Origin of the sequence: Stenotrophomonas sp. Nf1 (assembly GCF_003028475.1) — a bacterium.
GTDB lineage: Bacteria > Pseudomonadota > Gammaproteobacteria > Xanthomonadales > Xanthomonadaceae > Stenotrophomonas.
On record NZ_PYTV01000007.1, the window covers coordinates 117,982 to 136,696 of the forward strand.

Here is an 18,715-nt window from a genome sequence, read left to right on the forward strand (position 1 = left end):
TCTGGTAGGTGCCAACCTTGGTTGGCACGGCATGGATCTGCGCGGTGCCGCAGAAGCGCCAACCAAGGTTGGCCGCTACCCGCAAATGAAACGGGCGCCTTGCGGCGCCCGTTCCGGTTACATCACCACACCTTGACCCGCTTGTCCGGGGCCAGGTACAGCTTCTGGCCTTCCTTTACGTCGAACGCCGGGTACCAGGCGTCGATGTTACGCACGGTCAGTGCGCGGAACTGGCCCGGTGCATGCACATCGGTCAGCAGCGAGTTGCGCAGCGCCTGCTCGCGGCTCTTGCTGCGCCAGGCCTGGGCGAAGCCGAGGAAGAAGCGCTGGTCCGGGCTGAAGCCTTCCAGGGTCTGGCCCGGCTTGCCCTGCAGCGACAGCTGGTAGGCGTCGTAGGCGGTGCCCAGGCCGGCCACGTCGGCGATGTTCTCGCCCAGGGTCAGCTTGCCGTTCACATGCACGCCCGGGAACGGCTCGTAGCTGCTGAACTGCGCGGCCAGCGCGTCACCGGCAGCGTTGAACTGCTTCAGGTCCTCGGCAGTCCACCAGTTGTGCAGCTTGCCGGTTTCATCGAACAGCGCACCGGCGTTGTCGAAGCCGTGGCTGATCTCATGGCCGATCACCGCGCCGATCGCACCGTAGTTCACCGCATCGTCGGCAGCGCCGTCGAAGAACGGCGGCTGCAGGATCGCCGCCGGGAACACCAGGCGGTTTTCCAGCGGCACGTTCATCGCATTGATGGTCTGCGGCAGCATCGCCCACTCGCTGTGGTCGACCGGCTTGCCCAGCTTGGCGATGTTGCGCTGGTATTCGAACAGCTCGGCGCGCTGTGCATTGCCCAGCGCGTCATCGCGGCGGATCTCCAGGCCGGTGTAGTCGCGCCACTTCTCCGGGTAGCCCATGCCCACGGTCAGTCCGGCCACCTTGGCCTTGGCGTGCGCCTTGGTCTGCGGCGACATCCACGACAGGGCATCGATGCGCTTGGCGAAGGCGGCGATGATGTTCTTCGCCATCTCGTCAGCGCGCTCCTTGGTCTTGGCGTCGAAGTGCTTCTCGACGTAGCGCTTGCCGATGGCCTCGCCGACTGCATGGTTGGCATCATCCACCGCGCGCTTCCAGCGGTCGCTCTGCTGCGGCGTGCCGCTCAGCGCGGTGCCATGGAAGGCGAAGCGGGCATCGGCGAACTTCTTCGGCAGGTAGGCGGCGGCGCGGTCCAGCGCGTGGAACGCCAGGTAGTCCTTCCACACCTCCAGCGGCTCGGTGGCCACCAGCTTGGACAGGCCGGCCACGGCCTTGGGCTGCCACACGATGAAGTCCTGCTGCTGGCCCAGCTTGGCCGCCTCCAGGAACGCAGCCCAGTCCATGCCCGGCGCCTTGGCGCTGAAATCGGCCTGGGTCCACGGGTTGGCACCCTTGGTCACGTCGTTGGTTTCTTCCTGGGTGGCGTGCGCCTGCGCGATCTTCGTTTCGAGTGCGAGGATGCGCTGCGCCTTGCCGGCCGGGTCGGCGACGCCGGCCAGCTGCAGCATCTGCGCGATGTAGGCCTGGTACTGCTTGCGCAGCTCGGCCATGCGGCCGTCACCGAGGTAGAAGTCGCGGTCGGGCATGCCCAGGCCACCCTGCACCAGGTAGGGCGCGTTGCGGTCCGGCTGCAGCAGGTCCACCGACACCCACAGGCCGAACAGGCGGTCGGTGTAGAAGTTGGTTGCGTTGAGCAGGTCGACGTCGGCGCGCACGTCGCCGCCGAGGGCACGGGCCAGGCCGGCCTTGTCGGCGATGGCATCGATCGCCTTCAGCTGCGGCTGCACCGGCGCGACGCCGTGCTGCTCGATGCCGGCTTCGTCCATGTAGGCGGCGTAGTAGTCGCCGATCAGCTTGTCGTCACCGCTGGCCTGGGTGTTGCCGGCGGCGCCTTCGAGGATGGCGCGGGTGTCGGCCAGGGTCTTCTCGGCGATGACATTGAAACTGCCGAAGCGCGAGCGGTCGGCCGGGATCTCGGTGTTCTTCACCCAGGTGCCGTTGGCGAAGCCGAAGAAGTCGTCGCCGGCGGCGATGCTGCGGTCCATGCCGCTGGCATCGAAGCCGAAGCTGCCCAGCATCGGCTTGGCGGCCGCAGGGGTGGCATCGGCCGGCGCGGCGGTGCCGGCTGCCGGATCGGCCGGGCGGTCGCAGGCGGCCAGGGACAGGCTGGCAACGATGGCCAGCGCCAGGGTGGGACGGCGCAGCTTGGACATGGACTTCTCTTGCAGCGGGAAAACACCAAGTCTAATCCGCTGCGGAGCGGCTGGCCGCTCCTGCGTGCCGGTCTTGCTGTGCAGCATCTGGCTGAACGCGCGGGCGTGATCTTCACGCCGTCATCGGTGTGGTGCATGCTGGCCGCTGGCGCCCTGCGCGGACACGGGGAGGTGACCATGCGGGGCAGGGTCAGGCGTCAAGAATGGCGTCCGCCGGCCGTTGAGGTCGGGGATGTGGAGGATTCGTTCGCGCATGAAGCCAGCCGACTGCACAAGGACACCCAACCGATGCCCGCGTTGAAACGGGCGTTGGCCCGACCCCTGCGCGCCATCACCTGGGGCGGCGTGCTGCTGGGGGTGCTGCTGGTGGCCGGGTTGACCACGATGCTGGTCAACGACCACCACCGCCGCCTGGAAGCCGCGCAGCGGCAGAGCCGTGCGCTGGCGGTGGGCAGCGAACGCCTGCTGGCGATGGAGCTGCGCAATCTGGAGCGGGCGATGACCGGCATTGCCGGCGATGCCGGCGAGCTGTTCCGCAGCGTGCCGGCACAGGCACCGGCCTTGCTTGATGCCGCCATCGGCGGCGTGCTGCGCCGCCATGCCGAGCTGCACAGCATCGTGGTGCTCGACCGCCATGGGCGCGCACTGACCGCCGGCAGCGGCGACCTGCGGCTGCCGCTGTGGACCGACCCGCAGCGACGCGGCCAGGGCAGCGCGCTGTACATCGGCCCGCCGCTGCGGGCCAGCGACGGCGGCTGGGTGGTGCCGCTGGCCTTGCCGATGAGCGGTGAGCGCTGGCTGCTGGCGCGGCTGCGCTGTGCCGAACTGCAGCGCATTGCCGGTGGGCTGGATGTGGGCCCGAACGGGCTGGTTTCGATCAGCGACGCCGAAGGCTACATGCTGGCCCGTGTGCCCGATCCGCATGGCACGGTCGGCCGCCGTTACGATCTTCCGCGACGTGAACTGCTGGGCCAGCAGACCGTGATCGAACTGGGCAGCCTGGCCGGCGTGGTGGATGGCGTGCCGCGCATCACCACCATCAGCACGCTCGACCGCAGCCCGCTGGCGGTGCAGGTGGGGTTGGCCGACGAGGACGTGCTGGCGCCGTGGTGGCCGTACCTGCAGGCGTCGGTGGCGATCGTGCTGGTCTACGTGCTGGTGTTGCTGGTGCTGCTGTATGCGGTGCGCCGCACCACGCGCCGCCAGCAGTCGATGGCCGAGGAACTGAAGGCCGGCCATGCCGAGCTGCGGCTGGCCCACCAGGTCGGGCGGGTCTGCACCTGGTACGTGGACGAAGACGCGGCATTGCTGCGCTGGTCGCCGTTGGCGCGCGAAATCTTCGGGGTGCACACCGACGCGCTGCCGGTGGCGGACTTCTTCGCACGCGTGCACCACGACGATGCCGCGCGCCTGCAGCAGGCGTTCGACCAGGCCTTTGCCGGCGGCGCGGTGCTGGATGAGGTGTTCCGCCTGGTGCTGCCCGGAGGCGATGTGCGCTGGGTGGGGGCGCGCGGCCAGCGCGTGGAGGTGGCCGACAGCGAGCGGCGCATGATCGGCGCGCTGACCGACCTGAGCGAGCGCTACCAGGCGCGCGAACAGATGAGCGAGGTCGAACGCCGTTTCCGCCTGTTGTTCGACCGCAACCCGGCGCCGTTCTGGGTATTCGATCCGGACACGCTGCGCTTCATCGAAGTCAACGACGCGGCGGTGCGGCAGTACGGCTACAGCCGCGAGGAATTCCTGGCGATGAGCATTCTCGACATCCGCCCCCGCGAAGGCTGGGACGAGGTGAAGGGCGCCATCGCCAAGGCCCGCGTCGGCGAGCTGCAGGACGCGACGGTGCGCCTGCATCGGCGCAAGGACGGCAGCGTGTTCGAAGTGCGCGCACATCTGTCCAAGCTCGATTTCGATGGCCAGCCGGCCTGTCTGGTGCTGGCCGAGGACGTCAGCGAACGCCTGGCCTACGAGCGCGACCTGGCCTACCAGGCGCGGCACAACCCGGCCACCGGCCTGCTCAATGTGCGCGCGTTGACCGGGCAGCTGGACGAGCGCGATGTCGGCTACACCATCGCCTTCGTGCAGCTGCGCGGCCTGCAGCTGGTGGCCGATACGCTGGGGCGCGAGATCGGCGATGCCGTGCTGCAGTCGATGGCGACCCGGCTCGGTGGGCTGGGTGCCCGCTGCGGCACGCTGGCGTTCCAGCCGGCCGAGGACTTCGTGTTCGCCATCGCCGCCGAGCACGATACCCAGCGCGTGCTCGATGACCTGCTGCAGATCGTGTCGGCACCGATGCGCGGCAAGGATTCGCTGCACCAGTTCGAGCCGCGCGTAGGCGTGGCCGTGCATGTGGCCGGTGATGGCCACAGCGCCGAACAGGTGATCGGCATGGCCGCGCAGGCGGCGCATGCGGCGCGCGCCGAGGGCAACGTGGTGGTGTGGTTCGATGCTGCGGTGACCACGCGGCTGGCCGACCGCCTGCGCCTGGCTGGACGTATCCATGCGGCCATCGACAACGAGTTCCAGCTGTACTTCCAGCCGATCCGGCATGCCGGCGACGGCAGCCCGGCGGCGCTGGAAGCACTGCTGCGCTGGCCACAGGCCGACGGCAGCTTCATTCCGCCCAACGAGTTCATCCCGTTGTGCGAGGACACCGGTCTGATCCTGGCCCTGGGCCGCTGGGTGATCCGCGCGGCGGCCAAAGCGCAGCGGCGGTTGGTCGAGGCCGGTTGGGGCGAGCTGCCGATTGCGGTCAATGTCTCGGCCGTGCAGTTCTTCAACAGCGATCTGGTGGCCGAGTTCACCCGTGCCCAGCAGGAGTTCGGTCTGGCGCGGGGTGCGCTGCACGTGGAGCTGACCGAGAGCAGCCTGATGCGCAAGCCGGCGCAGGCGATGCAGACCATGCAGCGCCTGCACGAGCAGGGCATCAGCGTCTCGCTGGATGATTTCGGCACCGGTTATTCCAGCATGTCCTACCTGCAGCACCTGCCGCTGGACATCCTGAAGATCGACCGCAGTTTCGTTGCCGATGTGGAAACCAATCCGCGCAACGCTTCGATCTGCCGCGCGCTGCTGTCGCTGGGCCACAGCATGGGGCTGACCATCATCGCCGAGGGCGTGGAGACGCCGGGGCAGCTGGACTGGCTGGCTGCGCACGGCTGCGACCAGGTGCAGGGTTACCTGCTGGGACGTCCGGCACCGCTGGAACGGATCATCGACGCGTTGGATGAAGTCCCCGCCTGATCGGGTTTCGTATTTGCCGGCCAGCGGCCGGCAAGCGCCAGACCGAACCACGACGGTAGTGCCGGCCGCTGGCCGGCAAGCGCCAGACCCGGCTACACCCCGACCTCCACCAGGTGGTCGATGAAACTGCGCACCTTTGGTGCCAGGTGGCTGCGGCTGGTATAGACGGCGAAGATGCCGATCGGCGCGGCTTCCCATTCGGGCAGGATGCGCACCAACCGGCCATCGGCCAGTGCGTCGTGCAGCAGGAAATCCGGTTGCAGGATCACCCCCATGCCGGCAATCGCCGCCTCGCGCAGCACATCGCCGTTGTTGGCGTGCAGCAGGCTGTGCACCGCCACTTTCACTTCGCCGCCCGGTCCCAGCAGCGGCCAGTGATCGCCGGCCGACCAGTAGCTGTAGCCCAGGCAGGCGTGCGCTTGCAGGTCCTGCGGGACCTGCGGGGTGCCGTGGGCGGCCAGGTACGACGGCGCGGCACACAGGCTCACCCGGGATTCGCCCAGGCGGCGCGCGATCAACGCCGGGCTCGGCTCGCGGGTGATGCGGATGGCCACGTCGTAACCTTCCTCGACCATGTCCACCAGCCGGTCGGACAGCGCCAGATCCAGTTCCACCTGCGGAAAGCGCTGGCGATAGCCGGCCAGCAATGGCCCCATCCGGGCGATGCCCCAGCTGACCGGTGCGTTGATGCGCAGGGTGCCGGAGGGCTCCAGCGCCTGCGCGCCGATGCTGGCCTCCAGCGCGTCGAACTCGGCCAGCAGGCGCACGCACTGGGCGTAGTAGGCCGCGCCGGCACTGGTCGGGCTGACCCGGCGCGTGGTGCGGTGGAGCAGGCGGGTGGACAGGCGCTTTTCCAGCGCGGCCACCTGGCGGGTAACGCCGGCGGTGGACATGTCCAGGGCCTGGGCGGCGGCGCTGAAGCCGTTGCGCTCGACCACCGCCACGAACACGCGCATCGCCTCGAGGGTGTCCATTGTTGCGCCTTTTGAAATAAATACGGTCAAACGATCGTATTTATCGGCCCGTGAAGGCGCAATAACCTGTGTCCATTCCCTCCGAGGTGCTTCCCCATGCACACCACGACCGCTCCTGTTTCTTCGCTGGCCCCGTATGGCGCCACCCTGCTGCGCCTGGCCCTGGGCGTGCTGTTCCTGGTCCATGCGCTGATCAAGCTGCTGGTCTTCACCCCGGCCGGGACCGCCGCGTTCTTCGAGTCGATCGGCCTGCCCGGCGTACTCGGCTACCTCACCATCGGCGTGGAACTGGCCATCACCGCTGCACTGCTGCTGGGCATCTATGCGCGCTGGGTCGGCCTGGTCGGCGTGCCGCTGCTGCTGGGCACCATCGTTACCGTGCACGGCGCCAATGGCTTCAGCTTCGCCAACGCTGGCGGTGGTTGGGAATACCCGGCCTTCTGGGCGCTGGCGCTGGTGGTGCTGTTCCTGGTCGGCGATGGCAAGTGGACCCTGCGTTCGCGCTGATCGCCGCCTGATCCTGCAACTGGAGAATTTCATGTCCCGTCTGCCTTCGCTGTACATCTCGCATGGTTCGCCGATGACCGCCCTGCATCCGGGCCAGGTCGGCGTGCGCCTGGCCGAGCTGGCACAGGATCTGCCGACCCCGCGCGCCATCGTGATGGCCTCGGCGCACTGGCTGGGCCGGCAGCCGCTGGTCGGCGCGCATCCGCAGCCGCCCACCATCCACGACTTCGGTGGCTTCCCGCGCGCGCTGTTCGAACTGCAGTACCCGGCGCCGGGTGATCCGGCGCTGGCCGAAGAGGTGGCCGGCCGCATCGCCGCCGCCGGCCTGCCGGTGGCGCTCGACCCGCAGCGCGGCCTCGACCACGGCGCGTGGGTGCCGCTGCGCCTGCTGCGCCCGCAGGCCGATATCCCGGTGGTGCCGGTGTCGATCCAGCCGTTGCTCGGCCCCGAGCACCAGTACGCGCTGGGCCGGGCGCTGGCGCCGCTGCGCGAGCAGGGCGTGCTGCTGGTCGGTTCGGGCAGCATCACCCACAACCTGCACGACTGGGGCGACTACCAGGACGGCAAGGAAGCACCGTACGTGCGGCCCTTCATCGAGTGGGTGGAGCAGCGCCTGGCCGCCGATGACCGCCAGGCCCTGTTCGATTATCGCCGGCAGGCGCCGTTCGCCGAGCGCGCGCATCCAACCGACGAGCACCTGTTGCCGCTGTTCTTCGCGATGGGCGCGGCGGGCGAGGGCGGCTTCGGTGCACGTCGCATCGATGCCGGCATCGATGCCGGCTTCCTGGCCATGGATCTGTACCGCTTCGACGGGGCATGAGCCGGGGCTGACGCACGGCCGCGCCCGTTGTCGCGGGTGCGGCCGCGTGTGGTAGTTTTTCCCGGGTTTCCGGCGCTGGCCTTCGAGCCTCTCCCCGCGCGCCGCTTCCTGGAAGAAGCATGCACACCATCGAAGTCGTCCTGGCGATGCTGGTGGCCGTTGTCGCCAGCGGCTACCTGGTTCGCGTCCTGCCGTTCTCGTTGCCGCTGCCACTGGTGCAGATCGGCCTGGGCGCGGTGATTGCCGGGGTATTCAACCGTGGCCACGCGCTGGAGCCGGAGGTGTTCTTCCTGCTGTTCCTGCCGCCGCTGCTGTTCCTCGATGGCTGGCGCATTCCCAAACAGGGCCTGTTCCGCGACAAGGGCGCGATCCTGGAGCTGGCGTTCGGCCTGGTGGTGTTCACCGTGATCGGTGCGGGCTTCCTGATCCACTGGCTGATTCCGGTGATGCCGCTGGCGGTGTGCTTCGCGCTGGCGGCGATCGTCTCGCCCACCGACCCGGTGGCGGTCGGTGCGATCGCGTCCAAGGCGCCGATCCCCAAGCGCCTGATGCACATCCTGGAAGGCGAATCGCTGCTCAACGATGCATCCGGCCTGGTCTGCTTCCGCTTCGCGGTGGCCGCGGTGATGACCGGTACCTTCTCGCTGGCCACCGCCTCGCTGACCTTCGTGTGGGTGGCCGTGGCCGGCCTGGCGGTGGGCGTGGCGGTCACCCTCGGCGTGTCCACCTTCCAGCGCTGGCTGTGGCGCCGCTTCGGCGAAGAGCCGGGCGCGGCGATGCTGGTCAACCTGCTCATTCCGTTCGCGGCCTATCTGCTGGCCGAAGAAATCCATGCTTCGGGCATTCTCGCCGCCGTCGCCGCCGGCATCGCGATGAGCTACGTGGAGCTGACCGGCCGCGTCTCCGGCAGCATGCGCGTGCAGCGCGCCGGGGTCTGGAACATGCTGCAGTTCAGCTTCAACGGCATCATGTTCGTACTGCTGGGCGAGCAGCTGCCGGGCATCGTCGAACGTGCCACCACCACCATGAACGAAAGCGGCCACCAGAGCGCGTGGTGGCTGCTGGTGTACGTGGTGGTGATCAACCTGGCGCTGATCACCCTGCGCCTGCTTTGGGTGTGGCTGTCGCTGCGCTGGAACCTGCTGCGTGCACGGCGGCGTGGCCTGGAGCGCGGCGAAGCGCCGAACTGGCGCATCGTGGTGGCGACCTCGGTGGCCGGCGTGCGTGGTGCGATCACCCTGGCCGGTGTGTTGACCCTGCCGCTGTTCCTGCCCGACGGCAGTGCCTTCCCGGCGCGCGACCTGGTGATCTTCCTGGCCGCCTCGGTGATCCTGTTCTCGCTGCTGGGCGCCAGCATCGCGCTGCCGCAGCTGCTGAAGGGCCTGCAGCTGCCGGCCGATTCGGGCGAACGCAAGGAAGAGGACCTGGCGCGCCGGCTGTCGTCGAAGGCCGCGCTGGCCGGGGTCGAGCGCATGCGCCAGCAGCTGGTGATGAACCAGAACACCGAGAATGTGCAGCTGTACAACGATGCTGCTTCGCGGGTGAGCCTGCTCTACCAGCGCCACCTGGAGCGCGACAGCGAGGGGCCCGACGTGGACCCGGAGAAGGTGCGGCGCATGGAAATGGGTTACCGCCAGCTGCGCAGCGCCGGCCTCAATGCCGAACGCGAGGAACTGTTCCGGCTGACCCGGCGCGGGGTGATCTCCGATGAGATCTCGCGGCGCCTGATCCGCAACCTGGACCTGCTGGAGTCGCGCAAGCGCGAATGACCGTGTACCCCGATCGGGGTCAGATCCCATTCCGCAGGAAAGGGATCTGACCCCAGGATCCGGTTATTCCGGCTTCTGCTCGAGGAAATACGCCTCGACCTTGCCCTTGACCTTGATGGTCATCGGGTTGCCGCGGCGGTCGCGGGCCTTGCCGGCCTGCACGCGGATCCAGCCTTCGCTGACCGAGTATTCCTCGACATTGTCGCGCTCGACGTCGTTGAACCGCACGCCGACGCCGCGCTCCAGCGCCTGCGCATCATGGAAGGGGCTGGCCGGGTTGATCGCCAGGTGGTCGGGAGGGGTATCGCTCATCGCTTCATTCACAGTGACGGCCACCAAGGCCGGCTTCAGCGGCACAGGATAAACCGTAGAATGCCGGCCTGCCCCAAGGAATGCCGACCATGCCCGACAACAGCGACTATTTCGACTTCGAGGAAGACGCCCACGATTTCGACGAGGACGATTTCGAGGCGCGGGTCTGGAACCTGCTGGTGCTGATCAACCCGGGCGACGAGGAACTGGCCCTGCAGCAGTTCAACCGTTGGCGCGAGCACCTGGCCGAGGACGGGCAGCCGCTGGAAGCGGACAGCGACTGGCTGCCGGCGCTGTTCACGGCCATCGCCTGGCAGTCCGGTTTCGAGGTGGAGCGCGATGACCTGGAATCGCTGCAGTCGGCGGTGAACGAGCTGTCGGCGCGCTTCAACCTGCAGCTGGACTGGGGCGGCGACCTGGACGATGAGGATTTCGCCGCCGATCTGGACGGGGTGCAGCTGATGTCCACCGCCTTTGATCGCCTGCGCGAGCACAACTACACGCTGTGGAGCGTGGATGCCGGCAACGGCGGTTTCAGCGGCGTGATGGCGCTGACCCGTGACGACGACGCGATGCTGGCGCTGTGTTCGCTGCTGAACGTGGAAATCCGGCTGGGCAGCGACCCGTTCTGAGGGATGAACCGATCCGCTGGGGATGGCCTGACTGGGTAGAGTCGACCGGGTAGAGTCGACTGTTAGTCGACTGCTCTCCCATCCGGCCGCGAAAACCCCGCGCTGCGCGCGATAGTCGACTAACAGTCGACTCTACCCCGTGGGTGCGGATCTTGGTCCGCACGCTTTGTGCGCCGGCCTACGGCCGATATTGCGCCCTGGCATTGGCGATCACCGCTTTGACCAACTCGCGGTCGGTGTGCCGGGAAATCGCCCGCGCACCGAGCGTAATGGCCTGCGCGCGCAGCTCGGCGGTGACATCGTAGTGGGCGCCGCTGGCCTTGTTCTGGAAGGCCCGCGGGGGGATGCCGAGCTGCGCCGCCATCGCGTGCAGCTCGGCCAGGGTGTCGGCCATCAGGTGCGCCCAGCGCTGTCCGCGCCAGGCATGCACCGCGTCATCGACGTAGACCGTCACCGCCGCGGCCGGTTCAGGCCTGCGGCTTGCTGTCGCTGTCGGCGGCCGGAGCGGCCTCGGCGTCGGCAGCAGCGGCTTCGGTCACGTCGCCCTCGACGGCTGCGTCGTCCTCGCCCTCGGCGGCTTCGACGCCTTCAAACTCGGCGACCAGCTTGTCCAGGTATTCGTCAGCGGTCTGGCCGGACTCTTCGGCCAGGGTGTCCAGCAGCTTCTGCAGCAGCTCGGAGTATTCCAGGTTGACCTTGCGGCCTTCCTTCTCCTGCACGTTGGCCAGGTGCTTGAGCATGGCCAGCATCGGCACCGGGTTCTCGGCATTGCCCATGGTCTGGCCGCCGATGGCCAGCAGCCACTCGCGGCCCTGCAGGCCGATGGCCGCGACCACCTGGCCGTCTTCGCTGGTCAGCACGGCGTGGTTCTGCACCTGCTGCTGGGCGTTCAGACGGAGGAACGGGCGCTTGCCCTGCTGCTTCTTGCGCTTGTCGCGCTTGGCCTTGGAGTTCTGGGACATGAGGTGGGGTCACCTGGAAACGGAAAGACCGCCATTGTACTGCCCTTGGTAGGTGCGGACCTTGGTCCGCACGCTTTCCAGGCCCGGGGTCAGATCCCTTTCCAGGGGAAAGGGATCTGACCCCGGTTCAGTGCGCCTCACCCTGCGCGGCCTGCACGTCCGGATCGGCGGTGGGCGCCGACAGCCCCACCTGCGGGCCGGCGCCGGCCAGGGCGGCTGCTTCGGCGGCCTGGGTCATCACCACGATGCTGATGCGGCGGTTGATCGGGTTCTGCGGGTCGGCCTTGTCAAACAGCACCGACGAGGACAGGCCGACCACGCGGGTGATCTTGCCGTCGTCCAGGCCACCGTCGATCAGTGCGCGCCGCGCGGCGTTGGCACGGTCGGCGCTCAGTTCCCAGTTGCCGTAGCCGTGTGCGGCCGAATAGGCGGTGATGTCGGTGTGGCCGGTCAGGCTGATCCGGTTCGGCACATGGTTCAGGTAATTGGCCAGCTCGTGCAGGATCTGCTGCGTGTACGGCTTCAGCGTGGCGCTGCCGAGGTCGAACATCGGCCGGTTCTGCTTGTCCACGATCTGGATGCGCAGGCCTTCCGGGGTCAGGTCCAGCAGCAGCTGGTCCTTGAACGGCTCCAGCGCCTGGCTCTTGCTGATCGCTTCCTGCAGCTCCTTCATCAGCTGCTCCAGCTGCTGCTTGTCGCGCTGCTGCTGGTCCACCGGCTGCGGCACCGCTTCCTTCTGGTTCTGGAAGGGATCGTTGCTGCTGCCGCGCGAGATGTCGGTGGCACCGCCCAGCTTGATCATCGAGGTACTGGCGCCGCCCGGGCCGGCCATGCCGGGGGCCGGGGTGGCGCTCTGCCCGCTCAACGGGCTGGGGTTGCGGAAGTACTCGGAAATGGCGGCGCGGTCGTTCTTGTTGGTGGTGGCCATCAGCCACAGCACCAGGAAGAAGGCCATCATCGCGGTCACGAAGTCGGCGTAGGCCACCTTCCACGAGCCGCCGTGGTGGGCGGCGTGGCCGGCCTTCTTGACCCGGCGGACGATGACGGTGGGCTTGGTCTCGGCCATGGCTTACTTGACCGTCTTCAGGTGCTGCTCGAAATCGGAGAAGGCCGGGCGCACGTTCGAGGGCAGCGTCTTGCGGGCGAATTCCAGCGCGATCTTCGGGTTGTAGCCGCGCAGGCAGGCCAGCAGAGCGGTCTTCACCGATTCGTAGATGCGGCTGTCCTGCTCGGCGCGCGCTTCCATCGCGGCCGCCATCGGGCCGACGAAGCCGTAGCCCAGCAGGATGCCGAGGAAGGTACCGACCAGCGCACCGGCCACATGGCCGCCGACCTCGACGATGTCGCCACCGATCGAGCCCATGGTGATGACGATGCCCAGCACCGCCGCCACGATGCCGAAACCGGGCAATCCGTCGGCGACCTTGGTCAGCACCTGCGACGGCGCCATGGCTTCGGCGTGGTGCTTTTCCAGCTCCAGTTCCAGCAGCGGCTCCAGCTCGTGCGGCTCGATGTTGCTGCCGATCATCAGGCGCAGGCAGTCGGTGATGAAGTCGATCAGGTGGTGATCGGCCTGCACCTTGGGGTAGTTGCCGAACAGTGCACTCTCGGCCGGGCGCTCGACATGGTCTTCCAGCGCCATGAAGCCTTCGCGGCGGGCCTTGTTGAGCAGTTCGTAGAGCAGGCTGAGCACATCGATGTAGTCCTGCTGCTTGTAGCGCGGGCCCTTGAACACGCCCACCATCGCCTGCAGGGTCTGCTTGACCGTCTTGGCCGGGGTGCCGACCAGGAACGCACCCAGCGCGGCACCGCCGATGATGACCAGCTCATACGGCTGCCACAGCGCCCCCAGGCGGCCGTGTGCGCCGAGATAGCCGCCCAGCACGCTGATGATGACAACCAGGAATCCAACGATGATGAGCATGGCGCAACGCAAGGAGCGGGGATATCTCCTTGTCGGCCCATCACCGGGTTTTCTGAAGAGGGAATTCTGTGAAATCGGTCAGCGGGGTGTTTCAGCCCGCCACGCCGCTTTCGGCGCCGCCACGCTGCAACGGATCAGGCCACGGCTCGCCGTTGCCGGTGAACGAAAGTGAGACGGAGTTCAGGCAGTGACGCTCGTAGGTCGGCGGCGGGCCGTCCGGGAACACGTGGCCCAGATGGCTGCCGCAGCGGGCGCAGGTGATCTCGGTGCGGACCATGCCGTGGCTGGTGTCGCGGATCTCGCGCACGTGCGCCGGGTCGAACGGCGCGAAGAAGCTGGGCCAGCCGGTGCCGGAATCGAACTTGGTGCTGGAGCGGAACAGCGGCAGCGCACACAGCCGGCAGCAGTAGACGCCCTCGCGCTTGTTGTCCAGGAACACGCCGCAGAACGGAGCCTCGGTGCCGTGCTGCAGCAGCACGCGGCGCTCTTCGCTGCTGAGGCCGGCGACCAGCGCCTCGGTCTGGGTGGCAGTGGGGGGCGTCAGGTCGAAGGCGGTCATGGCGGCGCTCCGTGGGGTCGTGGCCTGGGGATGCGGGAAAAGGTGGGGGTGCCGGGCCCGGCTTGCAAGTGTGATGGCCGTTCATGGGGGGCACACGCGCACGGGCGCAAGGTGAAGCCGATCCACGCCGGAGCGTGCCATGAAACCGACTCTTTCCCTGCTGTTGATCGCCCTGTTGCCGGCGACGGCGCTGGCCCAGGTGCCCACCGCCGACCCGACCGCCACGCGCAGCGCCACCACCGTGGCGCCCGCGCCGGTGACACCGCCGCCACAGGCCGCGCGCCCGCAGCCGCAGGTGCTGCCCACGCCGCAGCCGGCGCAGCCGATCAAGTCCACCGGCCCGGCCCGGGTTGCGCCGATGGCGGTGCCGAAGCCAGCCGACAAGGTCTACGACCGCAACGGCCGCATCATTCCCGGGGTGCGCCCGGCCGGGCCGAACCGCGTGTTCGACTCGCGCACAGGGCGCTATTACGACAGCGTGCCGCAGGGCGACGGGCAGCAGGTCCGGTAGCGCCGGGCGGTGTAGCTGAACTGCCGAAAACAGGCTGCGGGCGCTCACTGCTTTTTCGCCTGCGATTAACCGTTCCGGGACCACCGTGGCCGTGCGTCGGCACCCTGCCGGCGCATGTCCCTTCGTCCACTGGATCGCGATCATGAAAAACCAGCAGAACCGTCATCCCGGCAAGGAACCGCAGGGCCGCAACCCGCAGCAACAGCAGCAACAGCAACAGCAACAGATGGACCCGCAGCAGCCGCACAAGGGTGGCAGGCAGCAGGAGCAGCGTTCGCAGAAGCACCCGCAGCAGCGCTGACGGAATCGGGGTCAGAGCCCGCGTTGCGGGATCTGACCCCTCGCATCCCCCGGCCGGGGTCGGATCCCGCGCAGCGGGCTCTGACCCCACCCCCAGCCAGCTCAATCCGGAATCGGCAGGCTCAGCGTCTCCTTCACCTCTTCCATCACGATGTAGCTCTTCGACTCACGTACATGCGGCAGCGTCAGCAGCGTGCTGCCGAGCAGCTTGCGGTAGGAGGCCATCTCGCTGATCCGTGCCTTGAGCAGGTAATCAAAGTCGCCCGACACCAGGTGGCACTCCAGCACGTTGGGCAGCTTCAAGGCGGCGCGGCGGAATTCCTCGAAGATGTCGCCGGACTTGTAGGCCAGGCTGATCTCCACGAACACCAGCAGGCTGGCCTTCACTGCAGCCGGGTCCAGATGAGCGTGATAGCCGGTGATCACCCCTTCGCGTTCCAGCCGGCGCACGCGCTCGGTGCAGGGGGTGGTGGACAGGCCGACCCGCTCACCCAGCTCGGTGAAGGAAATACGGCCTTCGGCCTGCAGGATGCGCAGGATCTTGCGGTCGATCTTGTCCAGTTCGCGGGTACGGGTGGCCATGGCCGTCAACCTTCGGGAATGAATTGCAGGAGAACATCCTGCCGGTGTATTTCAAAACAGGCAAATCAACTGGTATTGGCTGTCTATACTTCCCCAATTATGGTCCCGGCACGCTTCAGTGCAGGGAATGATCGGGTTGGAGAAGTCCCATGCGAGTCCTAGTTCTCGGCAGCGGCGTGATCGGCACCACCAGTGCCTGGTACCTGCGACAGGCCGGGTTTGAAGTCACGGTCATCGACCGCCAGCCCGGCCCGGCGCTGGAGACCAGCTTCGCCAACGCCGGCCAGCTGTCGTTTGGCTACACCTCGCCGTGGGCGGCCCCGGGCGTGCCGAAGAAGGCGATCGGCTGGTTGTTCGAGAAACATGCACCGCTGGCGATCCGCCCGGGCATGGACCTGGCCCAGTACCGCTGGCTGTGGCAGATGCTGCGCAACTGCACCCATGAGCGCTATGCGATCAACAAGGCGCGCATGGTGCGCATGTCCGAGTACAGCCGCGACTGCCTGAACGAGCTGCGCGCGCAGGTCGGCATCGAATTCGAAGGCCGCGACCTGGGCACCACCCAGCTGTTCCGCACCCAGCAGCAGCTGGACGCCTCGGCACAGGACATCGAGATCCTGGCCCAGTACGGCGTGCCGTACGAGGTGCTGGACCGTGCCGGCATCATCCAGGCCGAACCGGCCCTGGCCCACGTCGATGGTCTGGTCGGCGCGCTGCGCCTGCCGCGTGACCAGACCGGCGACTGCCAGCTGTTCACCCGCCGCCTGGCGCAGATGTGCGTGGACGCCGGCGTCGAGTTCCGCTTCGACCAGGACATCACCGGGCTGGAGTTCGACGGCGACCGCATCACCGGTGTGCGCATCGACGGCAAGCTGGAAACCGCTGACCGCTTCGTGGTCGCGCTCGGCAGCTATTCGCCGGCGCTGGTGGCACCGCTGGGCATGCGCCTGCCGGTGTACCCGCTGAAGGGCTATTCGCTGACCCTGCCGATCACCGACCCGGCGATGGCGCCGACCTCGACCATCCTCGATGAGAGCTACAAGGTGGCGGTGACCCGTTTCGACGACCGCATCCGCGTCGGTGGCATGGCCGAAGTGGCCGGCTTCGACCTGTCGTTGTCGCAGCGCCGCCGCGAGACGCTGGAACTGGTGGTCAGCGACCTGTACCCGAAGGGCGGCGATCTGTCGCGCGCGCAGTTCTGGACCGGCCTGCGCCCGGCCACGCCGGACGGCACGCCGGTGATCGGCGCCACGCCGTTCCGCAACCTGTTCCTCAACACCGGCCATGGCACGCTGGGCTGGACCATGGCCTGCGGTTCGGGCCGCTACCTGGCCGATCTGATGAGCGCGCGTCAGCCGCAGATCAGCACCGAAGGTCTGGATATTTTCCGCTACGGCCAGTACGGTCACGCGCCGCAACATGAGAACCGCACATGCGTCCTGCCCGCGCGCTGATTGATCTGGGCGCTCTGCGCAGCAACTACCGGCTCGCCCGCGAACTGGGCGGTGGCAAGGCTCTGGCGATCATCAAGGCCGATGCCTATGGCCACGGCGCGGTGCGCTGCGCGCAGGCGCTGGAAGGCGAGGCCGATGGTTTCGGCGTGGCCACCATCGAGGAGGCGCTGGAACTGCGCCAGGCCGGCATCGGTGCGCCGATCCTGCTGCTGGAAGGCATCTTCGAACCCAGCGACATGGCGCTGGTGGCCGAGCACGATTTCTGGTGCGCGGTCGGTTCGCCGTGGCAGCTGGAAGCGCTGGCCGCCTTCGACAGCCCGCGCCCGCTGACGGTGTGGCTGAAGCTGGACAGTGGCATGCACCGCCTTGGCCTGGACGTGGACAGTTTCCGCGCCGCGCATGCGCGCCTGTCAGCGCTGCCGCAGGTCGAGCGCATCGTACTGATGACCCACCTGGCGCGTGCCGATGAGCTGGACAGCGAACGCACCCACGAGCAGGCGGCCACCTTTGCGCGTGCCATCGACGGCCTCGAGGGTGAGACCAGTGTGTGCAATTCGCCGGCGCTGCTGGGCTGGCCGGATGTGCGAAGCGACTGGGTGCGCCCGGGTTTGATGCTGTACGGCGCCAACCCGCTGCCGGATAACAGCGCGCTGACCGAGCGCCTGCGCCCGGTGATGACCATGCAGTCCAAAGTGATTGCCGAGCGCTGGATCGAGCCCGGAGAGCCGGTCGGCTATGGCGCGCGCTTTGTGTCCAAGGTGCGCACCCGCGTGGGCGTGGTTGCGCTGGGCTACGCCGATGGTTATCCGCAGTTCGCGCCGAACGGCACGCCGGTGTTGATCGATGGCCAGCCCGGTGCGCTGATCGGCCGTGTATCGATGGACATGCTGACCGTGGATCTGACCGCACACCCGCAGGCCGCAGTCGGCAGCGTGGTGGAGCTGTGGGGCACTGCGCCGACGTTGGCCGAACTGGCACCACGTTGTGGCGTAAGCGCCTATCAGCTGCCGTGCGCGGTCAAGCGCGTGGCACGCGTGTATCAGGACTGAGGGGATGCCGGCCAGCGGCCGGCACTACCGGAATCCGATGGTAGCGCCGGCCGCTGGCCGGCGCCGTACATGCGTGTCGACCAAGGTCGACCCCTGCCGAGGGGACTACCGCGCCGCGGTGGCCTGCGCCGTCAGCTCGCGCTTCACCCAGTCATCGATCAGGCGCTTCTCGTAGCGCAGCGGGTCGCTGTCACTCCTCAGCCCGAGGTTGTGCAGGTAGCCACTGTCGCTGAGCTTGGCTTCGCCTTCGTCGACGATGCGGCCACTGGCGTCCTTCAGCGTGTACTGCAGCGTGATGCGCGGCGGGTAGATGTCGCGCATGACCCGGATATCGCTGCCGCGCGGGCCGTGCCAGGGTTCATAGTCGCCCGCACGCTTGATGTCGACCAGGGTCACATCCAGGGTCTGCCCGGGCTGCAGCGGCTTGGCCGCCGTGTCCTGCACGTAGCTGGCCAGCTGCTGCACCCAGTTGCCGCGCTCGGCCTCGAAGCGGTTGGTGCTCTGGCGGATCTCGGTGAAGGTGGCCGGATCGTCCCACTTCACGCTGACCGGGCCCTTGGCCTGCAGCGCGCGCGGTGCATCCGGGGCGGTCACGGTGCGCGGTGCCGCGTGCGCGCCACCGGCCAGAAGAGCACCTGCCAGCAGCAGGGCAGTTGCACGTGTGAGCTTCATGACGGTCTCCTGCGGCCCGCAACCGGGCGCGACGTTGATCACGGATTCGAGTGTGATCCTGCTGCCAGAGCGCCGCAATGGCCGATTGCGACATGCGCAAGAGCGGTTGCCGCCAATTCATCCTCGTCAAGCATGACTGACGGCGCTTGACGCTGTGAATACGCCCTTTGGAAGATGCTGTGCCTCCAACCCGGCCTGTCCAGACGCCCTTGTC

The 18,715-nt window shown here is 67.9% G+C and carries 19 protein-coding genes; 9 read left to right on the forward strand and 10 right to left on the reverse strand.

All coding sequences use genetic code 11. From position 1 onward, the window contains the following. Positions 1-122: 122 nt before the first annotated feature. Positions 123-2,234, reverse strand: coding sequence for a M13 family metallopeptidase (locus C9412_RS13995; RefSeq protein ID WP_107232187.1), 2,112 nt, complete (start codon positions 2,232-2,234; stop codon positions 123-125). A gap of 177 nt (positions 2,235-2,411) precedes the next feature. Here C9412_RS13995 and C9412_RS14000 point away from each other — a divergent pair, with 177 nt between their 5' ends. Continuing rightward, entirely contained in the window at positions 2,412-5,474 is a 3,063-nt protein-coding gene (locus C9412_RS14000) for an EAL domain-containing protein (protein ID WP_107232294.1), read from the forward strand. Positions 5,475-5,566: 92 nt separating this feature from the next. Here C9412_RS14000 and C9412_RS14005 read toward each other — a convergent pair whose 3' ends face one another. Next, positions 5,567-6,448: a LysR family transcriptional regulator gene (locus C9412_RS14005; protein ID WP_107232188.1), complete on the reverse strand. Its 882-nt coding sequence runs from the start codon at positions 6,446-6,448 to the stop codon at positions 5,567-5,569. 96 nt (positions 6,449-6,544) lie between these two features. Between C9412_RS14005 and C9412_RS14010 the strand changes: the two genes are divergently transcribed. From C9412_RS14010 to C9412_RS14020, 3 genes are all read left to right on the forward strand, one after another. Then, positions 6,545-6,955: a DoxX family protein gene (locus C9412_RS14010; RefSeq protein ID WP_107232189.1), complete on the forward strand. Its 411-nt coding sequence runs from the start codon at positions 6,545-6,547 to the stop codon at positions 6,953-6,955. A gap of 31 nt (positions 6,956-6,986) precedes the next feature. After that, the gene (locus C9412_RS14015) at positions 6,987-7,775 is read left to right on the forward strand and encodes a class III extradiol ring-cleavage dioxygenase (RefSeq protein ID WP_107232190.1); all 789 of its coding nucleotides are present in this window, start codon (positions 6,987-6,989) and stop codon (positions 7,773-7,775) included. A 119-nt stretch (positions 7,776-7,894) separates the two neighbouring features. Beyond that, a complete protein-coding gene (locus C9412_RS14020) occupies positions 7,895-9,544 on the forward strand; it encodes a Na+/H+ antiporter (protein ID WP_057498198.1) in 1,650 nt (549 codons plus the stop codon). Between the two features lie 63 nt (positions 9,545-9,607). Here the strand turns inward: C9412_RS14020 and C9412_RS14025 are convergent, their stop codons facing one another. Then, positions 9,608-9,856 (reverse strand): DUF3297 family protein, encoded by a 249-nt coding sequence (locus tag C9412_RS14025; protein WP_025878401.1) that lies wholly within the window; start codon positions 9,854-9,856, stop codon positions 9,608-9,610. Between the two features lie 89 nt (positions 9,857-9,945). Between C9412_RS14025 and C9412_RS14030 the strand changes: the two genes are divergently transcribed. Continuing rightward, positions 9,946-10,488: a hypothetical protein gene (locus C9412_RS14030; RefSeq protein ID WP_107232295.1), complete on the forward strand. Its 543-nt coding sequence runs from the start codon at positions 9,946-9,948 to the stop codon at positions 10,486-10,488. 178 nt (positions 10,489-10,666) lie between these two features. On the opposite strand, the gene C9412_RS14035 is transcribed toward C9412_RS14030, so the two are convergent. The 5 genes from C9412_RS14035 to msrB all read right to left on the reverse strand — a co-directional run bounded on the left by C9412_RS14035 (position 10,667) and on the right by msrB (position 13,933). Further along, positions 10,667-10,942 carry a DUF4031 domain-containing protein gene (locus C9412_RS14035; protein WP_107232191.1) on the reverse strand — a complete coding sequence of 92 codons (276 nt, stop codon included), beginning with the start codon at positions 10,940-10,942 and terminating at the stop codon, positions 10,667-10,669. 13 nt (positions 10,943-10,955) lie between these two features. Continuing rightward, complete coding sequence (locus tag C9412_RS14040) at positions 10,956-11,450, reverse strand: hypothetical protein (RefSeq protein ID WP_107232192.1); 495 nt, start codon at positions 11,448-11,450, stop codon at positions 10,956-10,958. A 127-nt stretch (positions 11,451-11,577) separates the two neighbouring features. After that, the gene (gene motB, locus C9412_RS14045) at positions 11,578-12,516 is read right to left on the reverse strand and encodes a flagellar motor protein MotB (protein ID WP_107232193.1); all 939 of its coding nucleotides are present in this window, start codon (positions 12,514-12,516) and stop codon (positions 11,578-11,580) included. Between the two features lie 3 nt (positions 12,517-12,519). Then, positions 12,520-13,374, reverse strand: coding sequence for a flagellar motor stator protein MotA (gene motA, locus C9412_RS14050; protein WP_008264562.1), 855 nt, complete (start codon positions 13,372-13,374; stop codon positions 12,520-12,522). 91 nt (positions 13,375-13,465) lie between these two features. Then, a complete protein-coding gene (gene msrB, locus C9412_RS14055; RefSeq protein ID WP_005412124.1) occupies positions 13,466-13,933 on the reverse strand; it encodes a peptide-methionine (R)-S-oxide reductase MsrB in 468 nt (155 codons plus the stop codon). A gap of 139 nt (positions 13,934-14,072) precedes the next feature. On the opposite strand from msrB, the gene C9412_RS14060 reads away from it, so the two are divergent. Further along, on the forward strand, positions 14,073-14,444 hold the full coding sequence (locus C9412_RS14060) for a classical arabinogalactan protein 4 (RefSeq protein ID WP_107232194.1): 372 nt from the start codon (positions 14,073-14,075) through the stop codon (positions 14,442-14,444). A gap of 142 nt (positions 14,445-14,586) precedes the next feature. Then, positions 14,587-14,745: a lana protein gene (locus tag C9412_RS14065; RefSeq protein WP_107232195.1), complete on the forward strand. Its 159-nt coding sequence runs from the start codon at positions 14,587-14,589 to the stop codon at positions 14,743-14,745. A gap of 101 nt (positions 14,746-14,846) precedes the next feature. Here C9412_RS14065 and C9412_RS14070 read toward each other — a convergent pair whose 3' ends face one another. Continuing rightward, positions 14,847-15,326, reverse strand: coding sequence for a winged helix-turn-helix transcriptional regulator (locus tag C9412_RS14070; protein ID WP_005407919.1), 480 nt, complete (start codon positions 15,324-15,326; stop codon positions 14,847-14,849). A 149-nt stretch (positions 15,327-15,475) separates the two neighbouring features. Between C9412_RS14070 and C9412_RS14075 the strand changes: the two genes are divergently transcribed. Together C9412_RS14075 and alr are read left to right on the forward strand one after the other, a co-directional pair. After that, entirely contained in the window at positions 15,476-16,780 is a 1,305-nt protein-coding gene (locus C9412_RS14075; protein WP_107232196.1) for a D-amino acid dehydrogenase, read from the forward strand. Continuing rightward, complete coding sequence (alr, locus tag C9412_RS14080; protein ID WP_107232197.1) at positions 16,759-17,829, forward strand: alanine racemase; 1,071 nt, start codon at positions 16,759-16,761, stop codon at positions 17,827-17,829. The genes C9412_RS14075 and alr overlap by 22 nt, the downstream gene beginning before the upstream one ends. Before the next feature lie 105 nt (positions 17,830-17,934). On the opposite strand, the gene C9412_RS14085 is transcribed toward alr, so the two are convergent. Then, positions 17,935-18,501: a DUF3016 domain-containing protein gene (locus C9412_RS14085; RefSeq protein ID WP_107232198.1), complete on the reverse strand. Its 567-nt coding sequence runs from the start codon at positions 18,499-18,501 to the stop codon at positions 17,935-17,937. Positions 18,502-18,715 lie beyond the last annotated feature (214 nt).